General features: G+C 73.2%; 19 protein-coding genes, 1 tRNA gene and 1 other RNA gene. 12 read left to right on the top strand and 9 right to left on the bottom strand.

Features of this window, described 5'->3' with window-relative positions:
• Positions 1-3: 3 nt before the first annotated feature.
• The 4 genes from pta to NHL53_RS12305 all read right to left on the bottom strand — a co-directional run bounded on the left by pta (position 4) and on the right by NHL53_RS12305 (position 4379).
• Positions 4-2106 (bottom strand): phosphate acetyltransferase, encoded by a 2103-nt coding sequence (pta, locus tag NHL53_RS12320; protein WP_433777162.1) that lies wholly within the window; start codon positions 2104-2106, stop codon positions 4-6.
• Between the two features lie 62 nt (positions 2107-2168).
• Entirely contained in the window at positions 2169-2663 is a 495-nt protein-coding gene (locus tag NHL53_RS12315; protein WP_433777184.1) for a methylated-DNA--[protein]-cysteine S-methyltransferase, read from the bottom strand.
• Positions 2660-4120 (bottom strand): AlkA N-terminal domain-containing protein, encoded by a 1461-nt coding sequence (locus tag NHL53_RS12310; RefSeq protein WP_433777161.1) that lies wholly within the window; start codon positions 4118-4120, stop codon positions 2660-2662. The genes NHL53_RS12315 and NHL53_RS12310 overlap by 4 nt, the downstream gene beginning before the upstream one ends.
• 67 nt (positions 4121-4187) lie before the next feature.
• Positions 4188-4379: a hypothetical protein gene (locus NHL53_RS12305; protein ID WP_433777160.1), complete on the bottom strand. Its 192-nt coding sequence runs from the start codon at positions 4377-4379 to the stop codon at positions 4188-4190.
• A gap of 25 nt (positions 4380-4404) precedes the next feature.
• Between NHL53_RS12305 and NHL53_RS12300 the strand changes: the two genes are divergently transcribed.
• Positions 4405-4923, top strand: a complete 519-nt coding sequence (locus NHL53_RS12300) for a CGNR zinc finger domain-containing protein (protein WP_433777159.1) — start codon at positions 4405-4407, stop codon at positions 4921-4923.
• Between the two features lie 13 nt (positions 4924-4936).
• Here the strand turns inward: NHL53_RS12300 and ffs are convergent.
• Positions 4937-5033, bottom strand: an RNA gene (gene ffs, locus NHL53_RS12295) — signal recognition particle sRNA small type.
• Between the two features lie 119 nt (positions 5034-5152).
• On the opposite strand from ffs, the gene NHL53_RS12290 reads away from it, so the two are divergent.
• From NHL53_RS12290 to NHL53_RS12255, 8 genes are all read left to right on the top strand, one after another.
• Positions 5153-6136, top strand: coding sequence for an AAA family ATPase (locus tag NHL53_RS12290; RefSeq protein ID WP_433777158.1), 984 nt, complete (start codon positions 5153-5155; stop codon positions 6134-6136).
• 2 nt (positions 6137-6138) lie between these two features.
• Positions 6139-7314, top strand: coding sequence for a DUF58 domain-containing protein (locus tag NHL53_RS12285; protein ID WP_433777183.1), 1176 nt, complete (start codon positions 6139-6141; stop codon positions 7312-7314).
• The gene (locus tag NHL53_RS12280; protein WP_433777157.1) at positions 7311-9536 is read left to right on the top strand and encodes a transglutaminaseTgpA domain-containing protein; all 2226 of its coding nucleotides are present in this window, start codon (positions 7311-7313) and stop codon (positions 9534-9536) included. The genes NHL53_RS12285 and NHL53_RS12280 overlap by 4 nt, the downstream gene beginning before the upstream one ends.
• A gap of 26 nt (positions 9537-9562) precedes the next feature.
• Positions 9563-9647: transfer RNA gene (locus tag NHL53_RS12275), tRNA-Ser, on the top strand.
• A 170-nt stretch (positions 9648-9817) separates the two neighbouring features.
• Positions 9818-12109, top strand: coding sequence for an ABC transporter substrate-binding protein/permease (locus tag NHL53_RS12270; protein WP_433777156.1), 2292 nt, complete (start codon positions 9818-9820; stop codon positions 12107-12109).
• A gap of 9 nt (positions 12110-12118) precedes the next feature.
• Positions 12119-12898: an amino acid ABC transporter ATP-binding protein gene (locus NHL53_RS12265; protein ID WP_433777155.1), complete on the top strand. Its 780-nt coding sequence runs from the start codon at positions 12119-12121 to the stop codon at positions 12896-12898.
• Between the two features lie 225 nt (positions 12899-13123).
• Positions 13124-13585: a hypothetical protein gene (locus tag NHL53_RS12260; protein WP_433777154.1), complete on the top strand. Its 462-nt coding sequence runs from the start codon at positions 13124-13126 to the stop codon at positions 13583-13585.
• The gene (locus tag NHL53_RS12255) at positions 13585-14244 is read left to right on the top strand and encodes a phosphatase PAP2 family protein (RefSeq protein ID WP_433777153.1); all 660 of its coding nucleotides are present in this window, start codon (positions 13585-13587) and stop codon (positions 14242-14244) included. Before NHL53_RS12260 ends, NHL53_RS12255 begins: the two co-directional genes overlap by 1 nt.
• A gap of 44 nt (positions 14245-14288) precedes the next feature.
• Here the strand turns inward: NHL53_RS12255 and NHL53_RS12250 are convergent, their stop codons facing one another.
• Positions 14289-15845, bottom strand: a complete 1557-nt coding sequence (locus NHL53_RS12250) for a flotillin family protein (protein ID WP_433777152.1) — start codon at positions 15843-15845, stop codon at positions 14289-14291.
• A 168-nt stretch (positions 15846-16013) separates the two neighbouring features.
• Between NHL53_RS12250 and NHL53_RS12245 the strand changes: the two genes are divergently transcribed.
• Positions 16014-16373 carry a YrdB family protein gene (locus NHL53_RS12245; protein ID WP_433777151.1) on the top strand — a complete coding sequence of 120 codons (360 nt, stop codon included), beginning with the start codon at positions 16014-16016 and terminating at the stop codon, positions 16371-16373.
• A gap of 66 nt (positions 16374-16439) precedes the next feature.
• Here the strand turns inward: NHL53_RS12245 and NHL53_RS12240 are convergent, their stop codons facing one another.
• Positions 16440-17219, bottom strand: a complete 780-nt coding sequence (locus tag NHL53_RS12240; RefSeq protein WP_433777150.1) for a glucosamine-6-phosphate deaminase — start codon at positions 17217-17219, stop codon at positions 16440-16442.
• 164 nt (positions 17220-17383) lie between these two features.
• Between NHL53_RS12240 and NHL53_RS12235 the strand changes: the two genes are divergently transcribed.
• Positions 17384-18934 carry a peptidoglycan binding domain-containing protein gene (locus NHL53_RS12235; RefSeq protein ID WP_433777149.1) on the top strand — a complete coding sequence of 517 codons (1551 nt, stop codon included), beginning with the start codon at positions 17384-17386 and terminating at the stop codon, positions 18932-18934.
• 67 nt (positions 18935-19001) lie between these two features.
• Positions 19002-19454, top strand: coding sequence for a GNAT family N-acetyltransferase (locus NHL53_RS12230; protein ID WP_433777148.1), 453 nt, complete (start codon positions 19002-19004; stop codon positions 19452-19454).
• Positions 19455-19577: 123 nt separating this feature from the next.
• Here NHL53_RS12230 and NHL53_RS12225 read toward each other — a convergent pair whose 3' ends face one another.
• Positions 19578-21392, bottom strand: coding sequence for an ABC transporter ATP-binding protein (locus NHL53_RS12225; RefSeq protein WP_433777147.1), 1815 nt, complete (start codon positions 21390-21392; stop codon positions 19578-19580).
• Positions 21389-23236, bottom strand: coding sequence for an ABC transporter ATP-binding protein (locus tag NHL53_RS12220; RefSeq protein ID WP_433777146.1), 1848 nt, complete (start codon positions 23234-23236; stop codon positions 21389-21391). Before NHL53_RS12220 ends, NHL53_RS12225 begins: the two co-directional genes overlap by 4 nt.
• Positions 23237-23503 lie beyond the last annotated feature (267 nt).

Here is a 23503-nt window from a genome sequence, read left to right as displayed (position 1 = left end):
GGATCACTGCTGCGCCTGGATCGCCGTGATGACCACGGTGTTGACGATGTCGTCGACGAGCGCGCCGCGCGACAGGTCGTTGATGGGCCGGTTCAGCCCCTGCAGCACGGGGCCGATCGCGACGGCGCCTGCCGACCGCTGCACGGCCTTGTAGGTGTTGTTCCCCGTGTTGAGGTCGGGGAAGACGAACACCGTGGCGCGGCCGGCGACCTGCGACTCCGGCATCTTCGCGCGGGCGACGGCGACGTCGGAGGCCGCGTCGTACTGGATCGGCCCTTCGACGGGCAGCTCCGGGGCGCGCTCCCTCGCCAGCCGGGTGGCCTCGCGCACCTTCTCGACGTCGGCGCCCGATCCCGACTCCCCCGTCGAGTACGAGAGCATCGCCACGCGCGGCTCGATGCCGAACTGCCTGGCGGTCGCGGCCGACGACACGGCGATGTCGGCGAGCTGCTCGCTCGTGGGGTCGGGGATGACGGCGCAGTCGCCGTACACGAGCACGCGGTCGGCGAGCGCCATGAGGAAGACGCTCGAGACGACGGAGACGCCGGGCCGGGTCTTGATGATCTCGAACGAGGGGCGGATCGTGTGCGCGGTCGTGTGCGCGGCCCCGGACACCATGCCGTCGGCGAGACCCAGGTGGACCATCATCGTGCCGAAGTACGACACGTCGGTCATGAGGTCCGCTGCCTTCTCGTAGGTCATGCCCTTGTGCGCGCGCAGGCGGGCGTACTCGACCGCGAAGCGATCGATGTGCACGGGGTCGAAGGGGCTCAGCACCTCGGCGCCCGCGATGTCGAGACCGAGCTCGATCGCCCGCGCCCGCACCTCGAACGGCTCGCCGAGGACGGTCAGGCGCACGACGCCGCGCTCGAGGAGCACGGCCGCCGCGCGGAGGATGCGGTCGTCGTCGCCCTCGGGCAGGACGATGTGCCTGCGGTCGGCGCGCGCCCGCTCGATGAGGCGGTGCTGGAACATGAGGGGCGTGACGACCGTCGCGCTGGCGACGCCGAGCACCCGCACGAGCTCGTCGATGTCGACGTTCTGCTCGAACAGGCTGAGGGCCCTGTTGTACCGCTGCGCGTTGGACGCGGCGAAGCGCCCCCGGGTGCTCATGATGCGCACGGCGGTGGGATAGGTGTCGCCCGCGGTGCGGATGAGGGGGATCGAGGTGGCGAGGCCGTCGACGAGGCGCTGGAGCGGCTCGGGGATCTCGAAGGGGCCGTTCAGCACGATGCCCGCGAGCGAGGGGAAGGTGCCGGAGCTGTTCGCCGTGAGGGCGGCGAGCAGCGCGTCGCCGCGATCGGCCGCGATGAGCACGACGTCGCCCTCGTCGAGGCGGGGCAGGACGTTGGCCATCGACATGCCCGCGATCGTGACGCCGAGCGCCTCGCGCCCGAGGAGCGCCTCGTCGCCCTTCACGAGCTCGCCGTCGACGGCGCGGAGGACGTCTCCCATCGTGGGGGCGACGAGCAAGCGGTCCTCCGGGATCGCCCACACCGGAGCGTCCGGCGTGTGCGCGGAGACGGAGCGGACGATCTCGTCGGCGCGATCGCCGTCGGCGCGGTTGACGATCGTCGCGGCGAGCTCGGCGTTCCCGCGACGCAGCTCCTCGACGGCGAGCGACGCGATCTGCCCCATCTGCTCGGGGGTGCGGGCCTCGGTCGAGCCGAGCGCCTCGGTCTGCCCCTGGCGCCGGCGTCCGCCGAGCACGAGCAGCACGGGCGTGCCGAGGTTCGCCGCGATCCGCGCGTTGAACGCGAGCTCGGCAGGGCTGCCGACGTCGGTGTAGTCGCTGCCGAGCACCACGACCGCGTCGCAGCGCGAGGAGACGCGCGTGAAGCGGTCGACGATGTCGACGAGCGCGGCCTCGGCGTCGGCGCGCACCGCGTCGTAGGTGGTGCCCACGCACTCGTCGTAGTCGAGGTCGACGCCGTCGTGATCGAGCAGCATCTCGAGCACGTAGTCGCGCTCCTGGGTCGAGCGCGCGATGGTGCGGAAGACCCCCACCCGCGGCGCGACGCGGCTCAGCGAGTCGAGCACCCCGAGCGCGACGGTCGACTTGCCCGAGTGCCCCTCGGCGGATGAGATGTAGATGCTTCTCGCCACGGCTTCAACCTACCGGCGCGCGGGCGCTCGCGGGAGGCCTCCGCGCGGTCCGGAGCGGATCGTCAGGCGCCGCTCTCGCGCGCGAGCAGCGCACGCTTGACGTCGACGCCCCACGCGAACCCGCCCATGCTGTCGTCGCCGCGGAGCACGCGGTGGCAGGGCACGAACAGGGCCGGGGCGTTCCGGGCGCAGATGCCTGCGGCCGCCCGCACGGCGCGCGGCGCCCCGAGGACCGCGGCGAACTGCGCGTAGGCGAGGGGCTCTCCGGGCGGGATCTCGCGCAGCGCCCGCCACCCGCGCACCTGCAGGTCGGTCCCCCGCTGGCGGACGGGGACCCGCATCGCGGCGGCGAGGTCTCCCTCGTAGAACGCGCGCACCGCGTCGGACGCGGCGAGCGGCTCCTCCCTGAGCCCCTCGGGCCGGAGCGACGGGTGGATCCGCTCGAGGAGCGCGGGGACGCAGTCCGTCCATCCCGAGGCGAGCACGGCCCCGTCGGCGTCGGCGACGATCGCGAACGCGCCGTCGGGGGTCTGGAGCTGGTCGACGAGTGCCATCAGGCGTCTCCTGTCTTCGGTGCCCGGGCGTTCGCCCAGAGGCGGATGGCGGCGTACGAGCGCCACGGGGCGAGGCGCTCTCCCCACGCGGCGAGCGCGCGCGGCGAGTCGGGGATGCCGGCGCGCGCCGCTCCCTGGCGAAGCGCGAGGTCGCCCGTGAGCAGCACGTCGGGATCCCCCGACACCCGCATGCGCACGTAGTCGGCGGTCCACGGCCCGACGCCGGGGAGGGCGAGGAGGGCCGCGCGCTGCTCGGCGGCGTCCTCCGCGCCCGTGAGGGAGAGCGAGCCGTCGGCGAGCGCGGCGGCCGCGCCGACGATCGCGTCGACGCGCCGGGCGGGACCGCGCAGGGCGTCGCGCCCGCGCTCCGCAATCGCCTCGGGCGTCGGGAAGAGGGTCCTCTCCTCCCCCGCGATCTCGAGGCGCTCGCCCAGTCGGTCGGCGAGGCGGCCGAGCAGCGTGCGCGCCGAGGCGACGGAGATCTGCTGGCCGACCATCGCCCGCACGAGCATCTCGCCGGGGTCGGCCGCCCCGGGGACGCGGGCGCCAGGCGCGGCCGCGACGAGCGGCGCGAGCTCGGGATGGGCGGAGAGCGCGGCGTCGACCGCGACCGGGTCGGCGTCGAGGTCGAACAGGCGCCGGACCCTCCCGATGAGGGAGCCGAGATCGCGCAGGTCCTGCAGGTGCGCGGTGAGCCGCACGCCGTCGTCGGCGCGCACGCGGAACCAGGCGGATCCGCGGGCGAGACGCAGGGTGCGGGAGAAGGAGGCGTCGTCCGCCTCCTCCACTCCGGCGACCGCGCGCGACGCCATCCACCGGAAGAGCCCCGGCGCGTCGAACGGTTCGCGCACGGGGAGGGAGAGCGAGATCTCGCCCGGAGCGGCGCGCTGTCCAGGGCGCAGGGCGCGCAGGCGCGTGGGCGAGAGGGCGAACACCTGCCGCACGGTGTCGTTGAACTGCCGCACGCTCGCGAAGCCCGCGGCGAAGGCGACGTCGCCCATCGGCAGGTCGGTCTCGACGAGGAGCGCCCTGGCGGTGTGCGCGCGGTGCGCGCGGGCGAGCGCGAGGGGTCCCGCGCCCAGCTCGTCGGCGAGGAGCCGCCCGAGGTGGCGAGACGAGTAGCCGAGACGCGCGGCGAGGCCGGAGACGCCCTCGCGATCGACGATGCCGTCGGCGATGAGCCGGAGGGCCCTGGCCGCCGCGTCTCCTCGGATGTCCCACGCGGGCGATCCCGGCGCGGCCTCCGGCAGACAGCGTCGGCAGGCGCGGTACCCCGCCTCGTGCGCGGCGGCGGAGGTGGGGTAGAAGGAGACGTTGGCCGGCAGCGGCGTCCGCGCGGGGCAGCTGGGGCGGCAGTAGATGCCCGTCGTGCGCACGGCGGTGACGAACTGTCCGTCGAATCGGCGGTCGCGGGCGCTGACGGCGCGATAGCACTCGTCGAATCCCATCCGCGTCGTCATGCCTCCACTCTGGCACGCGGGCGGCCCGCGCTCCGGCGGGAATCGGACATGACGGTGGCGCCGCCCATCACCCGACGGTGCGGCTCGCGGCGGAGGGCGCGAGTGCCCCGAGGGGCTGCGCGTCGACGCGGCGGGATCCGCAGATCGCGCAGCGGACGTAGCGGATCCGCCCGCCCGAGGTGAGATGGGTCGACTCGGTCTCCCAGGCGTGCTCGTGGAGCTCCGCGCGGGGAGCGGGATGAAGGGCGGTGCGCGTCATGCTCCCAGCGTGATGTAATGCCCGTATGCATCTCAACCCTTACGGTGAGTACGCGGCGCTCCTCGCGGCCTCGCTCGCGAACGACTGGCCCGCGGACCGCGCGGGGGTCTTCGCGCGCACACGGGATTTCGGGATGACGCTGCGCTGGCCGGCCGCCCCGGACGACCACGCGCGCACCCGCGGGGTGATCGACGACTGGCTCGAGGTCGTCGACGCCCCCTCGCCCGCCGAGCGCGCCCGGCGGCTCAACGCGCAGATGGCGGCGGTCGCGGCCTACCCGCGCCTGACCGATCACGACGACGAGGGGTGGCACCTGCACTACCGCGACGAGGACCGCACGATGTCCGACGCCCTGGCGGCGGTCATCAGCGTGGGCACGGCGCTGCATCTCGCGACGCGCGGCATGCACCGGCTCGCGCGCTGCGCCGCGGATCCCTGCACGCGGGTCGTCGTCGACGTCACGCGGAACGGCCGGCAGCGCTTCTGCTCGACCCGGTGCGCGAACCGGGCGGCGGTGCGCCGGCACCGGGCGCGGAGCGCCTGACCGGCCGGAGGACGAAGAAGACTCTCCGCGCACCCGACAGAGCCCGGTTACCCTTGCTACGTTTCCGTCCTGGGGGAGTTGGCCTGGATGCCGTCACGCGGAGAGCCGTCATCAGCCTAACAGCCGCGCCGGGCGCGAGGCCAACCGAGGCGGCCCGGGCGCGCGCCTCGCGTGTCGGCCCCGGCGATAGGCTGGCGCCGTCGCCCGTCCCCGCGAACGCAGGAGCCTCATGCTCGACTCTTTTCCCCCGCCGTCGGCGATGACGGCGCACGAGTTCCGCGAGACGACCGATCGCGTCCTCGAGGCCATGCGGGGCGTGATCGACGGCAAGGAGCACGCGCTGCGCGCCGCCCTCGTCACCCTGCTCGCGGAGGGCCATCTGCTCGTGGAGGACGTGCCTGGCGTCGGCAAGACCATGCTCGCCCGCGCCCTCGCGGCGGCGGTCGACGCCGACGTGCGCCGCATCCAGTTCACCCCCGACCTGCTGCCGGGCGACGTCACGGGCGTGTCGATCTTCTCCCCCGCCTCGCACGCGTTCGAGTTCTCCCGCGGCGCCGTCTTCGCGAACATCGTGATCGCCGACGAGATCAACCGCTCGTCGCCGAAGACGCAGTCGGCACTGCTCGAGGCGATGGAGGAGCGGCAGGTCACCGTCGACGGCCGCACGCACCCGCTGCCGTCCCCGTTCCTCGTCGTCGCGACCCAGAACCCGCTCGAGATGGACGGCACCTACGCCCTCCCCGAGGCGCAGCTCGACCGCTTCATGATGCGCCTGTCGATGGGGTATCCGGATGCCGAGGCCGAGGCGCTCATGCTGCGCCAGCGAGACGCCGAGAACCCCCTGTCGGCCATCCGCCCCGTCGTCTCCCTCGACGAGATCGCGCGGCTGATCGCCTTCGCGCGGCGCGTGCACGTCGCCCCCGTCGTCGAGCGCTACGCCGTCTCCGTCTCCCAGGCCACCCGCGCGCACCCCGACCTCCGGCTCGGGGCGAGCCCGCGCGCCACCCTGCAGCTCGTGCGCGCGGCCAAGGCGCACGCGGCCCTGAAGGGCCGCGACTTCGTCCTGCCCGACGACGTCTCCGGCCTCGCGGGCGCCGTGCTCGCGCATCGGCTCGTGCCCACCCGCACGGCGCTGGCGCGCGACGACGAGGCGGCCGCGCGCATCGTCGACGAGGTCCTCGCGTCCGTGGCTCCGCTGCCGACCTCCCCGTGACGATGCGCGAGCGCCCCGGCCGCGCCGCGGCGATCCCGCGCCCCACCCGCCGGGGCGTCGCCCTCGCCGTCCTCGCCGGAGCGGCTCTCGCGGCGGGCGGGCTCGCCGGTCGCATCGAGCTCGTCTTCGCGGGCCTGTCCGCCGCCGCGCTCCTCCTGCTCTCCGCGCTCGTCGTCCTCCTCGCGCCCCGGCCCCGCGAAGCGAGGCGCGCGCTGGCCCGCGACCGGGTCCCCGTCGGATCCGCGGCGCGCATCCGCACGACGCTGCGCCCCCTCGCGGCCGTCGACGTGCGCGACGCGGTCGAGGAGACTCCGCCCGGCGTCGACCTCGCCGAGGCCAGGCTCGAGAGCGAGGAGGGCCGGCTCGCGCTCGACGCCCGCGTCGTGCCGCGCGCCCGCGGACGGCACCGGATCGGCCCCCTCCGGCTCCTCGTCGAGGATCCGCTGGGGCTCGCGCGGGCGCGCATCCGCGCGGGCGGCATCGCCGAGCTCGTCGCCACGCCCGCCGTCATCGACCTCGACGACGTCTCGGCCGTCGAGGCGGGAGGGGAGAGCCCGGATCCCCGCCCCGCGCGGCGCGGACAGGGCGCGGACGACCTCATCCCCCGCCCGTACGCCCCCGGCGACACGATGCGTCGCGTGCACTGGCGCGCCTCCGCGAGGCACGGCGCGCTCATGGTGCGCGACGAGGAGAGCGACGGGGCGCGCAGCGCGGTCGTCGTCCTCGACCTGACCCCCGCTCCGACGTCCGCCCCCGACGCCGCTTCCCTGCTCTCCCCCTCCCCCGACCCGATGGACGTCGCCGTCTCGGCGGTCGCGTCCGTCGCCGTCCACCTCGGATCCCGGGGGTTCTCCGTCGAGGTCGTCGACCAGGCGCTCCAGCCGATCGGACGCGTCGACGAGGCCGACCCGCGCGGGGCCGGCCTGCTCGATGCGCTCGCGCTCGTCGAGCCCCGCGCGCTCGCGGCGTCCGCGGCGTCTCCCGAGGCCGACGTCGTCGTCGACGTGCGCACGACGGGCGCACCCCCTCCCGCGCGCGGACGGGGCGCGCGGATCCTCCTGTCATCCGCGTCGGACGACGACCTCGAGCGGGCCGCGGCGCGCGGGTGGCGCGTCGCCGAGCTGCGGGACGACGTCGCGGCGGCCTGGCGCGCCGTCCGCGGCGGGAGGCGCCCGTGACCGGCGCTCGCCGGCGCCCGAGCCGCGGCGAGCGCGCCGCCCTCGCCGCGATGACCCTGGCGGCCGTCGCCTCCTCGCTGCTGCCGCTCATCCGGCCGTTCGGCTCCTCCTGGATCCCGGCGGCCGCGACGCTCGCCGTCGCCGTGATCGGCGCAGGGCTCGTCGTGCGGATGACCCGGCTGCCGGGAGCGGTCGCCGTCCTCGCGCAGCTCGCGGTGTGGATCGCGGGCGGTCTCGTCGCCCTCCCCGGATCGATCGGCCGGGCCACGCCGGGGCGGGTGCACGAGATCGTGGCGCAGAGCGCGCACGAGATCGTCACGGGCGTCATCCCGGTCGACCCGAGCCCCGCCCTCGCGTTCCTCCTCATCGTCGCGGTCGGCGCGCTCGCGCTCCTCGCGGACCTCCTCGTCGCCGCCCTGCGCGCCCCGCTCGCCGCGGCGGCGCTGCTGCTCGCCGTCTTCGCGCTCCCACAGATCGCCGTGCCCCAGGGCGACGATCTCGCCCTCGCGCTCGTCCACGTCCCCCTGCTCCTCGCGCTGCTGCTGGTCTCGTCTCGCGTCCGCGTCCCCCGCGCGCGGCGCGGCAGGGGCGCGCTCGGCGTCGGGGCGGCCCTCGCGGTCTGCGCCATCGTCGCGGGCCTCGCCGTCGCGCCCGAGGTCGCCCTCCGCCCCCTCGCGTTCGACGGATCCGGCCCTCGCTCGACGCGCATCGACGCCGCGCTCGATCTGGGCGACGACCTCCGCGACGCCTCGGGGACCGAGGTCCTGCGGGTGCGCACCGACGCGGCGCGCGCCCCCTACCTGCGCGTCGCCACCGTCACGACCTTCGACGGCGAGGCGTGGGTCCCCGACGAGCCCGCGAGCGACGGGCCCGCCGAGACGCTCCCGCCGATCCGGCTCCCCGACGGGACCGTGCGCGAGGAGACCGCGGTCGTCGACGTCGTCGGGCTCGACGATCCGCGCCTGCCGCTGCCCGCCCACCCGGTCGCCCAGTCCGGCATGCGCCCAGGGTGGGTGGCCGACCCCCGCGCCGCGACGGTGACGGCCGGCGGCCCCTCGTCGCTCGGCGAGCAGTACGAGGTGTCCTTCCGCTCGGCGGAGCCGTCCGCCGCCGAGGCGCGCGCGATCGCGGCCGATCCGCCGCGGGACGCCCGCCTGCTCGGCGAGCTGGCCGCCGAGGCGCGGCGCATCGACGCGCCCCTCCCTCCCGCGCTCGAGGCGGTGCCGCGCGACCTCGGCCTCGACGCCTCGCGCCCCTACGACTCCCTCGTGACGCTGCAGGACTGGCTGCGCTCCGGCGAGTTCTCCTACTCGCTGACCGCCCCGGTCGAGGAGGGCTTCGACGGCAGCGGGTTCGACGCGCTCGAGCGCTTCCTCGAGGTGCGCGAGGGCTACTGCGTGCACTTCGCGGCGACGTTCTCGCTCGTGTCCCGCGCGCTCGGGGTGCCCACGCGGATCGTCGTCGGCTACCTCCCGGGGGAGGCGACGGGCCGCTCCGTCGGCGGTCTCCGCGAGTACGCGGTCGACAGCGGCCGGCTGCACGCCTGGCCCGAGGCGTTCCTCGGCGATCTCGGCTGGGTCGCCTTCGAGCCGACGCCCGGCCTCGCGCCCGCGCGGGGCGCCGCCCCCGACGACACCGAGCGCCCGGCTCCCGAGCCGGAGGAGACGACGGATCCGTCGCCGACGGCCGAGCCGGAGGAGTCGGAGGTCCCCGATCCCGCCGAGCGGCCCGACCAGGATCCCGACGCGGGCGCGCCGGGCGGGCCGGATGCCTCCGGCGATCCGCTGGCGGCCCTGCGCGCCGTCGGCGTCGCGCTCGGCGCGCTCGCCCTGCTGGCCGCGCCGGCGATCGTGCGGGCGGTGATCGGGGCGGCGCGCCGCCGCGCCGCGCGCGCAGGCGACGCGGGGGCGGCGTGGCGCGAGCTGCGCGCGATCGCGCAGGACGCCCGCCTTCCCGTGACGGCGGCCGACTCGCCCCGCGCCGTGGGAGGCAGGATCACGGCGGCGGGCGGCGACCCGCAGGCGACCGAGGCCGTCGTCGGCGCCGTGGAGCGCGCGGCGTTCGCGCGCGGGGAGACGACGGAGACGGGCCTGGACGCGCCGCTGAGGCGCATCTCCCGGTCGCTCCGGCCCGCCGCGCCGGGGCGCCGGCTGGCCCGCGCGGCTCTCCCCCGCTCCCTCTGGACACGCGCGCGTTTGGGAGGGCCGCCGCGCTCGGGGTAGGATGGTCGTCGGCCCTCACGGGCTGAGGAGGATTCGCCTAGCGGCCTATGGCGCACGCTTGGAACGCGTGTTGGGTTCACGCCCTCGGGGGTTCAAATCCCCCATCCTCCGCAGAAAAAGCCCCTCACCTGGGTTTCTCCATCCGGGTGAGGGGCTTTTCCTCTGCGGGGCCTTCTTCGCCCGCCGCGCGTCCGCGCTCCCCACGAGCGGCGCCCTCCGTGCTTGAATGCGTGTCTGTACAGCGAATTCACAAGAATGCCGGAGACGGCGAAGAGGATCCCATGAACCCCATCAGACGAACCGCGGAGTGGTGGCGCGACAACCGCACGTCGGCGCTCGCCAGCCTGACCGCGATGCTCATCCTGCTGTTCACGGTCGGCGGGGCGGTCGGCGCCGCGCAGGCCATCGCCGATGCCGACGCCGAGAACGGCGTGGAGGGCGAGACCTTCACGATCGCGACCGACACCACGTGGGCGCCGTTCGAGTTCCAGCGCGACGGCGAGCTGCGCGGCATCGACATCGACCTCATCCACGCGATCGCCGAGGACCAGGGCTTCGACGTGCAGATCGACGTGCTCGGGTTCGACGGCGCCCTCGCCGCGGTGCAGGCCGGCCAGGCCGACGCCGTGATGGCCGGCATGTCGATCACCGCGGAGCGCGAGGAGATCTTCGACTTCTCCAACCCGTACTTCGACTCGGGCATCCAGATGGCGGTCGGGAAGGACGACGACTCGATCGCGAGCTACGACGACCTGGCGGGCGAGACGGTGTCGGCGAAGACCGGCACGGAGGGATACGCCTTCGCCGAGGAGCTGGGCGAGGAGATCGGCTTCGACGTCACGGGCTTCCAGGACGCCGCCGACGCCTACAGCGACGTCTCCGCCGGCAACTCGGTCGCGACCTTCGACGACTACCCGATCCTCGCCTACGGCATCGCGACGGGGAACGTCGACCTCAAGACGGTCACCGACCAGGAGAAGGCGTCGAGCTACGGCATGGGCGTCAAGAAGGGGGAGAACGAGGCGCTGCGCGAGGCGTTCAACGAGGGCCTCAAGAACGTGATCGCCAGCGGCGACTACCAGGCGATCCTCGACGACTACCTCGGGGAGGACGCGCCCGACGCGAAGACGATCGGCGGCGGCCGGGCGGCCCTCGGCAACGAGACGCTCGACCCCGGCGAGCCCGGCGAGCTGCCGGAGCACCCGGACTTCGCGATCGACACGCCCGTCGAGAACGGCACGTTCGCGATCGCGACCGACACGACCTTCGCGCCGTTCATCTTCCAGGAGGGCGGCGAGAACGTCGGCATCGACATGGACCTGCTGCGCGCCATCGCCGCGAACCAGGGCTTCGAGGTCGAGATCAACACGCTCGGGTTCGACGGCGCCCTCGCCGCTCTCGAGGCGGGCCAGGCCGACGGCGTCATCGCGGGCATGGGGATCACGGACGAGCGCGAGAAGACGTTCGACTTCTCGGATCCGTACTACGAGTCGGGCACCCAGATGGCGGTGGCCGAGGACAGCGACATCACCTCGTACGAGGACCTCGCGGGCGAGAACGTCGCGGTGAAGAACGGCACGACGGGATCCGACTTCGCGAACGAGCTCGCCGACGAGATCGGCTTCGAGGTCAACTCGTTCCAGGATTCGGCCGACATGTACAACGACGTCGCCGCCGGCAACTCGGTCGCCACCTTCGAGGACGCCCCCGTGCTGCAGTACGGCATCGCCTCCGGCTCCGTCCCGTTGAAGATCGTCACGGACCCCGAGCCCGGCGCCGACTACGGCTTCGCCGTCCTCAAGGGGCAGAACCCCGAGCTCCTCGAGATGTTCAACGAGGGCCTGCAGAACGCGAAGGACACGGGCGTCTACCAGATGATCGTCGACCGCTACCTCGCGATCGACGACGAGGAGGCCGGTCCCGCCTCGTTCTTCGACCTGATCGGCGCCTCGATGCCCTCCCTCATGCAGGGTCTCGGGCTGACGCTCCTCGCGACGGCGCTGTCGATCGTGTTCGCGATGGTGCTCGGCATCATCTTCGGCATCCTCAAGCTCTCGGGCAACTTCTTCCTGCGGCTGCTGGCCGGCGCCTACGTGAACATCTTCCGCGGCACACCCGTGCTGGTGCAGGCGTTCTTCTTCTACTTCGGCGTGCCGGCCGTCACAGGACGGCCGCTCGACGCGCTCACCGCCGGCGTCATCACGCTCTCGCTCAACGCGGGTGCGTACATCACCGAGGTCGTGCGCGGCGGCGTGCAGTCTGTGGATCCCGGGCAGATGGAGGCGTCTCGCTCGCTCGGCCTCGGCTGGGGCTCGTCGATGCGCCGCGTCGTGATGCCGCAGGCGTTCAAGATCATGACGCCCAACCTCATCAACCAGTTCATCATCACGCTGAAGGACACCTCGCTGCTGTCGGTGCTCGGCTTCGCCGAGCTCACCTACCAGGGCCGGATCGTCATCGCCTCGACCTTCCGCTCCTTCGAGATCTGGATCGTCGTCGGCGTCATGTACTTCATCGTGATCTGGCTGCTGACGCTGCTGTCCAACTGGTTCGACCGGAAGTTCAACAAGTAGGGGATGACCATGACGAACAACGAACCCGCCTTCACGCGTCCGGTCTCCACCGTCGACGGCAACCCCATCGAGGTGCGCGACCTGCACAAGTCGTTCGGGAAGAACCACGTGCTGACGGGCATCGACCTGTCGGTGGCCAACGGCGAGGTCGTCGCGGTGATCGGCCCGTCGGGCTCCGGCAAGTCGACGCTGCTGCGCTGCCTCAACCGGCTCGAGGCCGTCACGAGCGGCGAGGTGCTCATCGTCGGCGAGAACATCGCCACCGCCAAGGGCAAGGAGCTCGACGCCGTGCGGCAGCGCGTCGGCATGGTGTTCCAGCACTTCAACCTGTTCCCGCACATGACCGCGCTGGAGAACGTGGCGCTCGCCCCGACGGAGCTGCGCAAGCTCGGCCGCGGCGAGGCCCGCGCCCGCGCCGTCGAGCTGCTCGAGCGCGTCGGGCTCGGCGACAAGGCCGACGCGCGGCCGGCCTCGCTCTCGGGAGGTCAGAAGCAGCGCGTCGCGATCGCGCGCGCTCTCGCGATGAGCCCCGAGATCATGCTGTTCGACGAGGCGACGAGCGCCCTCGACCCCGAGATGGTCGGCGAGGTGCTGCAGGTGATCCGCGACCTCGCCGCCTCGGGGATGACGATGGTGCTCGTCACCCACGAGATGGGCTTCGCCCGGGAGGTCGCCGACCGCGTCGTGTTCATGGCCGACGGGAAGGTCGTCGAGCAGGGGCCGCCGTCGCAGATCTTCGACAGCCCGTCGGAGCCGCGCACGAAGGACTTCCTCTCGAAGGTGCTCTGAGCGGATGCGCGGAGGAGGGGGCTCGCCGGTCGGCGGGCCCCCTCCTCCGCGGCGGTCCCCCGTAGGCTCGCGGGAACGACGATCTCACGCGACGAGAGGACCACGATGAACGACCAGGTGCCGAGCGCATCGGATCCCTCCGGGCAGCCTCCTGCCGCGCCGCCGCAGGCCCCGCAGGCCCCCTTCCCTGGGCCCCCGCAGCCGCCGTCTGCGTCCCCGGCTCCCGTGCCGACGCCGCAGCAGCCGTACGCGCCGCAGCAGCCGTACGCCACCCCGCAGCCGCCCTCCGCGTCTCCGGCGCCGCCGGTCCCCCACCCGCAGGCGGCCTCCCCCGGCCAGCCCGCGCCGACGCCTCCGCCCGCATACGGGCAGCATCTCCCGCACGCCCCCGCTCCGCGGACGCCCCGCCCGGGTCCGTCTCTCGTCCCCGGCGTCCTCCTCACCGTGCTCGGAGGCGTCGTCGCGATCGTCGGCTTCGTCATCTGGATCGCGCCGACGTTCCTCTTCCTCCTCGGCGGAGGCGGAGACGTCGACGGCTTCTCCGAGTTCGCCGACCCCGTCTACGCGATGGGCGCCTGGACGATGCTCGCCGGCGTGCTCGCCCTCGTGGGCGGGATCGTGCTGCTCATCGTCATCGGACGACGTCGCCGGGCGGCTCTCGCGTCGCGGCGACCGGCCGCGGGCTGATGCCGCCTGCCGCACCGCCCGAGGGGATCCGGGGGCCGCGCTTCCTCCTCGCCCTGGGCGCGCTCCTGATCGGCCTCGGCGCCCTCCTCGGCCTCGCTGTCGCGATCGGCGGGGAGGAGCCGCCGCTCGACACGGCGTGGAACCGGCTGATGGGAGACGCCCGCGCGGCGGCCCCTCTGGTCGACGTCGCGCACGTCCTGGACCGCGCGGGCGGCGGCTGGATCGGCACCTGGGTCGTGCCGCTGGTCTTCGCCCTGGTCGTCGCGCTCTTCTGGCGGGGTCGCGCGGCGGTCTTCGCCGTCGCGGCGATGGCCGCGAGCGCGCTCGCCGTGCAGGGCGTCAAGCACCTCATCGCCCGGCCGCGCCCGGAGGACATGCTCGTGACCTCGGACTTCGGCTCGTTCCCCTCCGGGCACACGGCGCACGCCGCGACGATCGCGGCGGTGCTCGTGATCCTCGCGCCCCGGGCGTGGGCGTACGTCGTCGGCGCGCTCTGGACGCTCGCGATGGCGCTGTCGCGCACCCTGCTCGGCGCGCACTGGCTCACCGACACGCTCGGCGGCGCCCTCATCGGCGCAGGCACCGCGTGCGCCGTCGCCGGGTTCCTCTTCCACGTGGCGGGTCTCGGCGAGCAGGGGCGGAGGCCCGACGACGCGTGACGGCGGGCCCGGCCGAAGCCGGGCCCGCCGTCACGCGCGTCGCCTCACTCCGCGGGGGCGTCCCCCGAGGGCTCGGCCGGGCGCTGCGGCGCGCGGGAGGCGTCGGCCTGCCCGTTCGCGATGCCGCGGCCGATCGCGCTGCCCTGCAGCACCGCGCTGAGGTCGACGCCCGTCGTCTCGCGCACGGTGTCGAACATGGCGCGCATGCCCATCGCGGCCTCGCCCGCCATGTGGCTCGTGGCGCCGCCCTCGGCGGAGCCGGAGCCCGACAGCACCGTGACGTTGCCGATGTTCGCGTAGCCCTTCGCGAACTCGGTCATCATCGGCACGAGCACGTCGAGCGAGCGCTGCGCGAGCACCGCCTCCTGGTTCTTCTTGAGGGCCTCGGCCTCGGCCTCGATCGCCGCGGCCTTCGCCTCGCCGGCGAGGCGGATCGCGTCGGCCTCGGCCTCGGCCTTGGCGCGGGCGGCGTCGGCGTCGGCCTGCGCCTTCAGACGCGTCGCCTCGGCCTCGCGCTCCGCCATCTGCGCGTCGGCCTCGGCGCGCCTGACCTGCGCGTAGGCCTCCGCGTCGGCGCGCTTCTGCTGCTCGTACTGGCTGATGTCGGCCTCGCGGCGCTGCACGTCGGCGCGCGCCTCGGCGTCCTTCACCTGGCCGTAGGCCCGGGCGTCGGCCTTCTTCTGCTCCTCGTACTGCGCGGCGTCCGCCACGCGCTTGACGTCGGCGTCCAGCTGCGCCTGACGGTTCTCCGCCTGCTGCATGAGGACGCCCTGCTCGGCGCGCGCGCGGGCGAGCGCCTCGGCCTGCTCGGCCTCTGCGCGCGCCTCGCCCACGTCGGCCGCGGCGGCCGCCTGGTTCTTGTCGTACTGCGTCTGCTCGATGAGCGTCTCCTCGCTCGTCGAGATCTCGCGCGCCTTGATCTGCCGCTCCGCGTCGATGCGCGCGATCTCGGCCTGGCGCTTCACCTTCGAGACCTCCTCGGCGCCGAGGGCGTCGATGTAGCCGTTCTCGTCGGTGATGCCCTGGATCTGGAAGCTGTCGAGCACGAGGCCCTGCTCCTCCAGGTCGCTCTTGATGAGCGTCGCGATCTGATCGGAGAGCTCCTGCCGGTCGCGCATGAGCTGCTCGACGGAGAGGGTCGCGACGACGCCGCGCAGCGCGCCCTCCAGCTGCTCGGTCGTGAAGACCTCGATGGCCTTGTCCTGCGACACGAAGCGCTCGGCGGCCCGCGCGATCGACTCGGGGTCCGATCCGACCTTGACGAGCGCGACGCCCGTCACGTCGACCGTGACGCCCTGGATGGACTGGGCAGTCGGCTGCACCATGATCTGGCGCGCGCGCAGCGACAGGGTCTCGGCCCGCTGGGTGATGGGGTTGACGATCGCGCCGCCGCCGCGGATGACGGTGACGTTCGCCTGGTCTCCCGAGCCCTTCTTCTGCTTGCGCCCGACGATGACCAGGGCCTCGTCGGCGCGGGCGACCTTGTACCAGGCGCGCATGAGCAGCACGACGATCAGGGCGATGATCGCCGCGACGACGAGCAGGATGATCAGCCCGATGACGATGCCCACCCCTCCGACGGCGGTGAGGAATCCACTCACAGTTGTCTCCTTCTCACGGGAGCGAGGTGCGCGCCCGGGCGGCGCGCGACGTCACATTCCCCCGCTCCCAGCCTATTCACGAGGAGCGCGGAGCGCACGGTCAGGCGCGCACCCGCAGCCTCCTCGCCGGGCGGGTTCTTCAGACGCGCCCTTCGTAGACTGGACGCCATGCCCGACTCCTCCGCCGTCTCGCGCCCGCGCGTGACCGTCCTCGACGTCCTGCGCCTCGCCAGCGAGCTGGTCGCGTTCGCCTCGCTCGCGCTCTGGGGATTCCTCGCGTGGCCGATGCCCTGGAGCGTCGTCGCGGGGATCGGCGCGCCGGTCGCCGCGATCCTCCTGTGGGCGCTGTTCGTCTCGCCGCGCGCCGTCGTCGCCGTGCCGCTCGGGGTGCGCACGATCGTCGAGCTGCTGATCTTCGTCAGCGCGACGCTCGCCCTCTGGGCTCTCGACCTGCCGTGGGCGGGCGTCGCGGTCGGCGCGTTCTGCGTGCTCATCGGCGTGCTCGTGCTGCGCCGCGACCTGCGCTGACCCCGGATGCGCGTGAGGGGGGGGCGCTCGCCGCGCCCGCCCCTCACGCGCATCGCGCGCCGCAGATCAGATGGTCTGCCACTCCGGCTTGTTGGCGTACGCGTGCCGGTAGTAGTCGGCGAACCGCAGCTGGGAGGCCGCCGCCTCGTCGACGACGACCGTCACGTGCGGGTGCAGCTGGATCGCGGATCCGGGCAGCGAGGCCGTGACCGGCCCCTCCACGGCCCCCGCGAGCGCCTCGGCCTTGCCCTCGCCGAACGCGAGGAGCACGAGGTGACGGGCGTCGTGGATCGTCCCGAGTCCCTGCGTGAGGCAGTGGCGGGGGACGTCGTCGATCGAGTCGAAGAACCGCGCGTTGTCCTCGCGGGTCTGCTCGGTCAGCGTCTTGATGCGGGTGCGCGAGGCGAACGACGAGCCCGGCTCGTTGAAGCCGATGTGCCCGTCGGTGCCGATGCCGAGGATCTGCAGGTCGATGCCGCCCGCCGCCGCGATCTCGGCCTCGTAGCGCGCGCCGGCGCCTGCGAGGTCCTCGTCGTGGGCGGGGGGCGTGCGGATCAGCTCGGGCGAGAGGCCGAGGGGCTCGACGACCTCGCGGCGGATCACCGACGCGTACGACTCGGGGTGGGCGGGGTCGATGCCGACGTACTCGTCGAGCGCGAAGCCCCGCACCCGCGAGACGTCGACGTCGGCGAGGCGCTCGCGCAGCGCCTCGTAGACCGGCAGCGGCGTCGATCCCGTCGCGAGGCCGAGGACGGCGTCGGGACGTTCGGTCACCAGCTTCGCGATCTGCTCGGCGACGAGCGCGCCTGCCGCGGCACGGTCCGGAACGATGACGATCTCAGCCATGTGGTCCTCTCAGGGAGTGCAGGTGTTCTCCCCCGATCCTGACAGATCCCCAGGGGATCGTGAACTGTTCGTGATCCGGGCACGGCGGTGCGAGGATCCGCGCGCCTTAGCATGAGACGAACAGCTGGTGCGGTTCCGCGCGCCTTCCCGGGGGTAGACACACGATGACCGATCTCGCGACGCCGTCCGAAGAGACGGAGACGACCGCGCTCGACGCTCAGGCGCCGGCCGATGGGGCGCCCGCCGACGAGGCGGAGGGGCAGAAGAAGCCGCGCCGCTCCCGCAAGGGGCTGTGGCTGGGCATCGGCATCCCCTCGGGCCTGGTGGTCGCCGGCGGCATCGCCGCGTCGCTCATCCTCATCGCCCCCGGCGTGACGGTGCTCGGCGCGTCCGTGGGCCTGCGCACGCCCGGCGTCGCGACCACCGACATCGCGCAGCACCTCCGCGACGCCGAGATCACGCTGACCCTCGACGGCGCCTCGGCGACCCTCACGGGCGACGACCTCGGCCTCGAGCTCGACGCGAAGGCCGCGGCGGAGGCCGCGTTCGACGCCCATCCGCTCTGGAACATCGGCGCCTGGAACCCCGCGCCGCTGGACGCCGAGCTGAGCGTCGACGAGGGCAGCGCCGCCGCCGCGCTCGCCGAACTCGGATCCGAGTCGATCACCGAGCCGGTCAACGCGCAGATCGAGTTCTCCGACGGCGCGTACGAGGTCGTCCCCGACGAGGTGGGCACGGGCGTCGACACGACGGAGCTCGCGGCGCGCATCCAGGAGGCGCTCGCGGAGGGACCGACATCCCAGGCCCTCGCCTCGGGCGAGACGCTGCTGGCCGCCGGATCCTCCTCGATCACGGTCGAGGTCCCGCTCGTCGAGCGCCGCGCCGTGTTCACGACGGAGGATGCCGAGGAAGCGGCCTCGCGCCTCGACGCGACGGTGCAGGGCGTCTCCTTCGCCCTCGACGAGAAGGAGGTCGCCCACCCCGATGCGGCGACCGTGGCCTCGTGGATCACCCCCGCCGTGGGCGACGACGGCGAGATGTCCGTCGAGGTCGACGAGCAGAAGGTGCAGGAGTTCGCCGACGGGCTTCCCGAGCAGATCGGCCAGGAGGTCGTGGACGGCGAGGTCATCGTCGACGGCGGAGGCAACGTGCTGAAGACCGTCACCGAGGGGCAGGACGGCTACCGCGTCGCCTCGGTCGACGGCGTAGGCGCCCAGATCGCCGAGGCGATCCGCGCGGGAGACGCCCCCGAGATCGCGCTCGAGGGCGAGGTCGTGGAGCACGAGATGACCGAGCGCTTCCGCCGGGCCGTCGTCGACCTCTCCGGCGGGCACTCGTACTTCTACGAGTCGGTCGACGGGGGCGAGGAGAAGCTCGTCGAGAGCTTCCCGATGGCGATCGGCAAGCCCGGGTACGACACGGTGCCCGGCGAGTACACCGTCTACGGGCAGCTCACGACCCAGAACATGGGCTCGTGCGACGAGAACGGCGAGTACGACCCCGAGCGCGGCGGCAGGGACTTCGGGTACTGCACGGCGAACGTGCCCTGGATCACCTACTTCAACGGCGATCAGGGCTTCCACGGCACCTACTGGCACGGCAACTTCGGCCCGGGCGCCCGCATGAGCCACGGATGCGTCAACCTCACCGAGGGCGCCGCGGAGTTCGTCTACTACTTCCTGCAGGTCGGCTCCCCCGTCTCGGTGCGCGCCTGACGCGATCCCCTCGATGCCCCGGGCCGGAAGTATTCCGTCCGGGGCATCGGTGCCCTAATCTGGGCGTATGACCGACCTCCACGTGGAAGAGCTCTCCGCCCGCACGATCGTGGCTGCCAACAGCCTCACGCTGAAACCGGGCCAGGAGGAGTTCGTCTCCCCGACGACGTACGCCGTCGCGATGGTCGTCGCCGATCCGCAGACCACGTGGCAGCGCGTCGTGATGGACGGCGAGGAGGTCGTCGCGTTCATCCGCGCCCACTTCGACCCCGACGACCCCACCGACTACCTGCGCGCGGCGGTGTGGAGGGTGAACGTCGACGCCGACGCCCAGGGGCGCGGCGCGGGGCGCTTCGCGGTCGAGGCCGTCATGGAGGAGGGCCGCCGTCGCGGCTTCGACCACCTGTCGGTCGTCTACGAGCCCGGCGAGGGCGGCCCGGAGGCCTTCTTCCGCCGTGTCGGTTTCCGTCCCGTCGATGAGAACGAGTACGGTGAGGTGGTTGCCGAGATCTCTCTCTGATCCGGCAGCGATCGAGCGGCGGGGCTTCGGAACCCCCTCCCCTACCGAAGCCTCGTCGCTCCCTTCGCTCTGTGACGAGTGGGCCCGGGATCCGCGGATCCCGGGCCCACTCGTCGTCTCGGCTCAGACGAGCGACTCGCGCCAGGCGGCGTGCAGCTGGGCGAACTTGCCCGTGCCGGCGATGAGCGCGGCGGGCGAGTCGTCCTCGATGACCCGGCCGTGCTCCATCACGAGCACCCTGTCGGCGATCTCGACGGTCGACAGGCGGTGGGCGATGATGATCGCCGTGCGGTCGGCGAGAAGCGTCTGCAGCGCCTCCTGGATCATCTTCTCGGACGGGATGTCGAGCGAGGCCGTCGCCTCGTCGAGGATCAGCACCGCCGGGTCGGCGAGGAAGGCGCGGGCGAACGACACGAGCTGTCGCTGGCCCGCCGACACGCGACCGCCGCGCTTGTTCACGTCGGTCTCGTAGCCGTCGGGGAGCTGCTCGATGAACGCGTGCGCGCCGACCGCCTTCGCCGCGGCGACGATCTCGTCGAGCGACGCGTCCGGCCGCCCCAGGGCGATGTTGTCGGCGACCGTGCCGCTGAACAGGTACGCCTCCTGCGTCACCATGACGATCGCGCGCCGCAGGTCCTCCCCCGCCAGGTGGCGGAGGTCGACGTCGTCGAGCGTCACGCGCCCCTCCGTGGGGTCGTAGAAGCGCGAGACGAGCTTCGCCAGGGTCGACTTGCCCGCGCCCGTCGTGCCGACGAGCGCGACCGTCTGGCCCGCGGGGATGTCGAGGGCGAACTCCGGCAGGATCGTGCGTCCGCCCCCGTATCCGAAGGTGACGTCGTCGAACACGAGGTGCCCCTGCGCCTCGCCGAGCGGCTCGGGGTCGACGGGCTCGGGCACCGACGGCTGCTCCTCGAGCACGCCCGACACCTTCTCGAGCGCCGCGGACGCCGCCTGGAAGGAGTTGATGAACATCGCCACCTCCTGCAGGGGGGTGAAGAAGTTGCGCACGTACAGCACGGCGGCCAGCAGCGCGCCGACGGTGAACTCGCCCCACGTGATCCGCACGCCGCCCCACAGCACGACGACGCCGATCGCGAACGCCGAGATCGCCATGAGGCCCGGCTCGAAGGTGCCGAACAGGCGGATGACGCGCATGTTGGCCTCGCGGTAGTCGGCGGCGAGCCCGCCGAACTCCTTCTCGTTGCGCTTCTCGGTGCGGAAGGCCTTGCCGGCGCGGATGCCCGTCATCGTCTCGACGAACTTCACGATCACCTGCGCGCTGATGACGCGCGTGGCGCGGTAGGCGAGCTGCGAGCGCCGGTAGAACCAGCGCATGAGCAGAGCGAGGGGGATGCAGCCGACGACGACCACGAGGCCCGAGTGCCAGTCGACGATCATCAGCGCCACGAAGGTGAACACCCCGTAGAGCACGCCGTTGACGAGCTGCGTGAGCCCGCCGTTGAGGAGCTCGCGGATCGTCTCGAGGTCGCTCGTCTGGCGCGAGATGATGCGGCCGGACGTGTAGGTCTCGTGGAACTCGAGGCTGAGGATCTGCGTGTGCCGGAACACGCGCGTGCGCAGGTCGAGCAGCACGTTCTGCGTCACCCGCGCGGCGAGCATGTCGTACCAGGCGAGGAGCACCGCGCCGAGGATCGCGGTCGCGGCGTACGCCGAGACGACGAGCCAGGTCGGCCCCCAGTCGGCCCCGTCGATCACGGCGGGCAGCGCCGTGTTGAGGCCGATGCCGAGCAGCGCGGGCCCGAGCACGCGGATCCCGGTCTGGGCGACGACGACGATCGCGACGAGCACGACCTGCCACTTCAGGGGCTTCAGGAGCGACAGGAGGAGGCGCAGCGAGCGCCTGCGGATCGCCCGGCTCTCGTCGGCCGTGTAGTCGCTGCGGTCCTCGCCGGCGACGCCGTGGACGGTCTGGCTCATCGGGTCTCCTCCTCGATGATGCGGATCGAGTCGGTGCGCAGCGCCTCGGCCTGCCGCTCGTCCTCCTCGATGCTCGAGATGACGGCGCGGTAGGCGGGCGACGACGCCATGAGCTCGGTGTGGGTGCCGACGGCCGCGATGCGCCCGTCCTCGAGCAGCGCCACCCTGTCGGCGAGCGCCACGGTCGACGGCCGGTGGGCGACGATGAGCGCGGTGGTGCCCGCGAGCACGCGCGTGAGTCCCTCCTGCACGCGCTCCTCGGTGTCGACGTCGAGGGCCGACAGCGGGTCGTCCATGACGATGACGCGGGGGCGCGCGGCGACGGCGCGGGCGAGCGCGAGGCGCTGGCGCTGGCCGCCCGAGAGGCTCATCCCCTCCTCGCCGATCATGGTCGCTTCCTTCTCCGGGAGGTCGGCGACGAACTCGGCCTGCGCCACGTCGAGCGCCTCCGCGAGCACGCGGTCGGCCTCCGGCGAGAACAGGTCGAGGTCGTCGCGGCCCAGCAGCACGTTCTCGCGCACCGACGCCGAGAAGAGGGTCGCGTCCTCGAAGGCGGTCGCGATCTGCGTGCGCAGGTCGCGCAGAGCGAGGTCGCGCACGTCGACGCCGTCGAGCGTCACGCGCCCGCCGGTGACGTCGTACAGGCGCGTCGGGAGCGTCGTGAGGGTCGTCTTGCCGCTGCCGGTGAGGCCGACGAGGGCCATCGTCTCGCCGGGGACGAGCTCGAGGTCGATGCCGTCGAGCAGGTCGCGCTCGTGATCGCGCGCGTCCTGGTAGCGGAAGCGCGCGCCCTCGAACGCGAGCGCGCCGCGCGGCTCGTCGATCCGCGCGGGCTCGGCGGGGTCGGTGATGGTGTCGACGGCGTCGAACACCTCGAACACGCGGTCGGTCGCGGTGCGCGCGTCGAGCATGAACGAGAACAGGAAGCCGATCGACTCGATGGGCCAGCGCAGGATCGTGGCCATCGCGAAGAACGCGAACAGCTGGGAGATGCCGATGTCGCCGGATGCGGCGAGCCAGATGCCGAGGGCGAGGCACGCGGCGAAGGCGAGCTCGGGCATGAGCACGAGGACGAAGTCGACGATCGCGATCTCGCGGGCCTTGCTCATCTCGGTCGCGCGGAGGCTCTGCGCCTGCTTCCGGAAGCGCCCGAGGGCGTACGGGCCGCGCCCGAAGGCCTTGAGCACGCGGATGCCGTGCACGCTCTCCTCGACGCTCGTGGCGAGGTCGCCCTGCTGGTCCTGGCTGCGCCGGGACAGCACGCCGTAGGTGCGGTCGAAGCGGAAGGCCTGGATGAGGATCGGGATGCTCGCGACGAGGAACACCGTCCCGAGCATCCAGTGCCACTGGAACAGGAGGACGGATCCGATGATCACCGTGAGCAGGTTCACGACGAGCATGATGAGGCCGAACGCCATCCAGCGGCGGATGAGGCCGATGTCCTGCATCATGCGGCTGAGCAGCTGGCCGCCCTGCCAGCGGTCGTGGAACTCGATCGGGAGCTTCTGCAGCCGGTTGTAGAACGAGGTCCGCACGTTGTACTCGATGCTCGTGGCCGGGGCGAGCACGAGCCAGCGGCGCAGGTACACCATGAGCGCCTCGAGCAGGCCGAGGCCGAGCACGGCGAGCGCGCCCCAGACCACCGGCCCGGTCTCGCCGGTCGAGAGCGGGCCGCCGACGATCCATTCGAGGGCCGTGGGGATGAGCAGCGCGACGATCGACGCGCCCAGCGCCGACAGCCCGCCGAGCCCGATGCGCGGCAGGTCGCGGCGGGCGTACGGGAAGAGGCGCATGAGGGCGCGATGGAGCGGCATCCGCGCGGGAGCGGGGTGCGGAGAAGACATGGGACCTCGAGAGAGCATCGAGACGGATCCGTCGCGGGATGAGGCGACAGCCTTCCAGCCTATGTCATCGCTGGGAAGCGGCTCAAGAGGCGCCGCGTCCGCGCCGGAGAGGGCCCGCGGGACGCCTGCGCGCGAAGCGGGCGCGGGGGGGGGGGGGGGGGGGGGGGGGGGCGGGGGGGGCGGCGGGGGGGGGGGGGGGGCGCCCCCCCCACGGTGGTGTTCACGGGCGTGCTCCTGAGAAGCGTGAGAGGTGTCGGCGGGCCAGAA

Source organism: Microbacterium sp. gxy059 (assembly GCF_050958665.1).
Classification (GTDB): Bacteria; Actinomycetota; Actinomycetes; order Actinomycetales; family Microbacteriaceae; genus Microbacterium.
Note: the sequence above shows the minus strand (reverse complement) of the source record. Positions and strands in the feature narration are given on the sequence as shown.

Coding starts and splice junctions, on each gene's coding strand:
- NHL53_RS12240 (WP_433777150.1), bottom strand. CDS start 17,219: ATGGCTGAGATCGTCATCGTTCCGGACCGTGCCGCGGCAGGCGCGCTC.
- NHL53_RS12255 (WP_433777153.1), top strand. CDS start 13,585: ATGCCGCCTGCCGCACCGCCCGAGGGGATCCGGGGGCCGCGCTTCCTC.
- NHL53_RS12270 (WP_433777156.1), top strand. CDS start 9,818: ATGAACCCCATCAGACGAACCGCGGAGTGGTGGCGCGACAACCGCACG.
- NHL53_RS12230 (WP_433777148.1), top strand. CDS start 19,002: ATGACCGACCTCCACGTGGAAGAGCTCTCCGCCCGCACGATCGTGGCT.
- NHL53_RS12220 (WP_433777146.1), bottom strand. CDS start 23,236: ATGTCTTCTCCGCACCCCGCTCCCGCGCGGATGCCGCTCCATCGCGCC.
- NHL53_RS12225 (WP_433777147.1), bottom strand. CDS start 21,392: ATGAGCCAGACCGTCCACGGCGTCGCCGGCGAGGACCGCAGCGACTAC.
- NHL53_RS12305 (WP_433777160.1), bottom strand. CDS start 4,379: ATGACGCGCACCGCCCTTCATCCCGCTCCCCGCGCGGAGCTCCACGAG.
- NHL53_RS12290 (WP_433777158.1), top strand. CDS start 5,153: ATGCTCGACTCTTTTCCCCCGCCGTCGGCGATGACGGCGCACGAGTTC.
- NHL53_RS12300 (WP_433777159.1), top strand. CDS start 4,405: ATGCATCTCAACCCTTACGGTGAGTACGCGGCGCTCCTCGCGGCCTCG.
- NHL53_RS12310 (WP_433777161.1), bottom strand. CDS start 4,120: ATGACGACGCGGATGGGATTCGACGAGTGCTATCGCGCCGTCAGCGCC.
- NHL53_RS12235 (WP_433777149.1), top strand. CDS start 17,384: ATGACCGATCTCGCGACGCCGTCCGAAGAGACGGAGACGACCGCGCTC.
- NHL53_RS12285 (WP_433777183.1), top strand. CDS start 6,139: ATGCGCGAGCGCCCCGGCCGCGCCGCGGCGATCCCGCGCCCCACCCGC.
- NHL53_RS12265 (WP_433777155.1), top strand. CDS start 12,119: ATGACGAACAACGAACCCGCCTTCACGCGTCCGGTCTCCACCGTCGAC.
- NHL53_RS12245 (WP_433777151.1), top strand. CDS start 16,014: ATGCCCGACTCCTCCGCCGTCTCGCGCCCGCGCGTGACCGTCCTCGAC.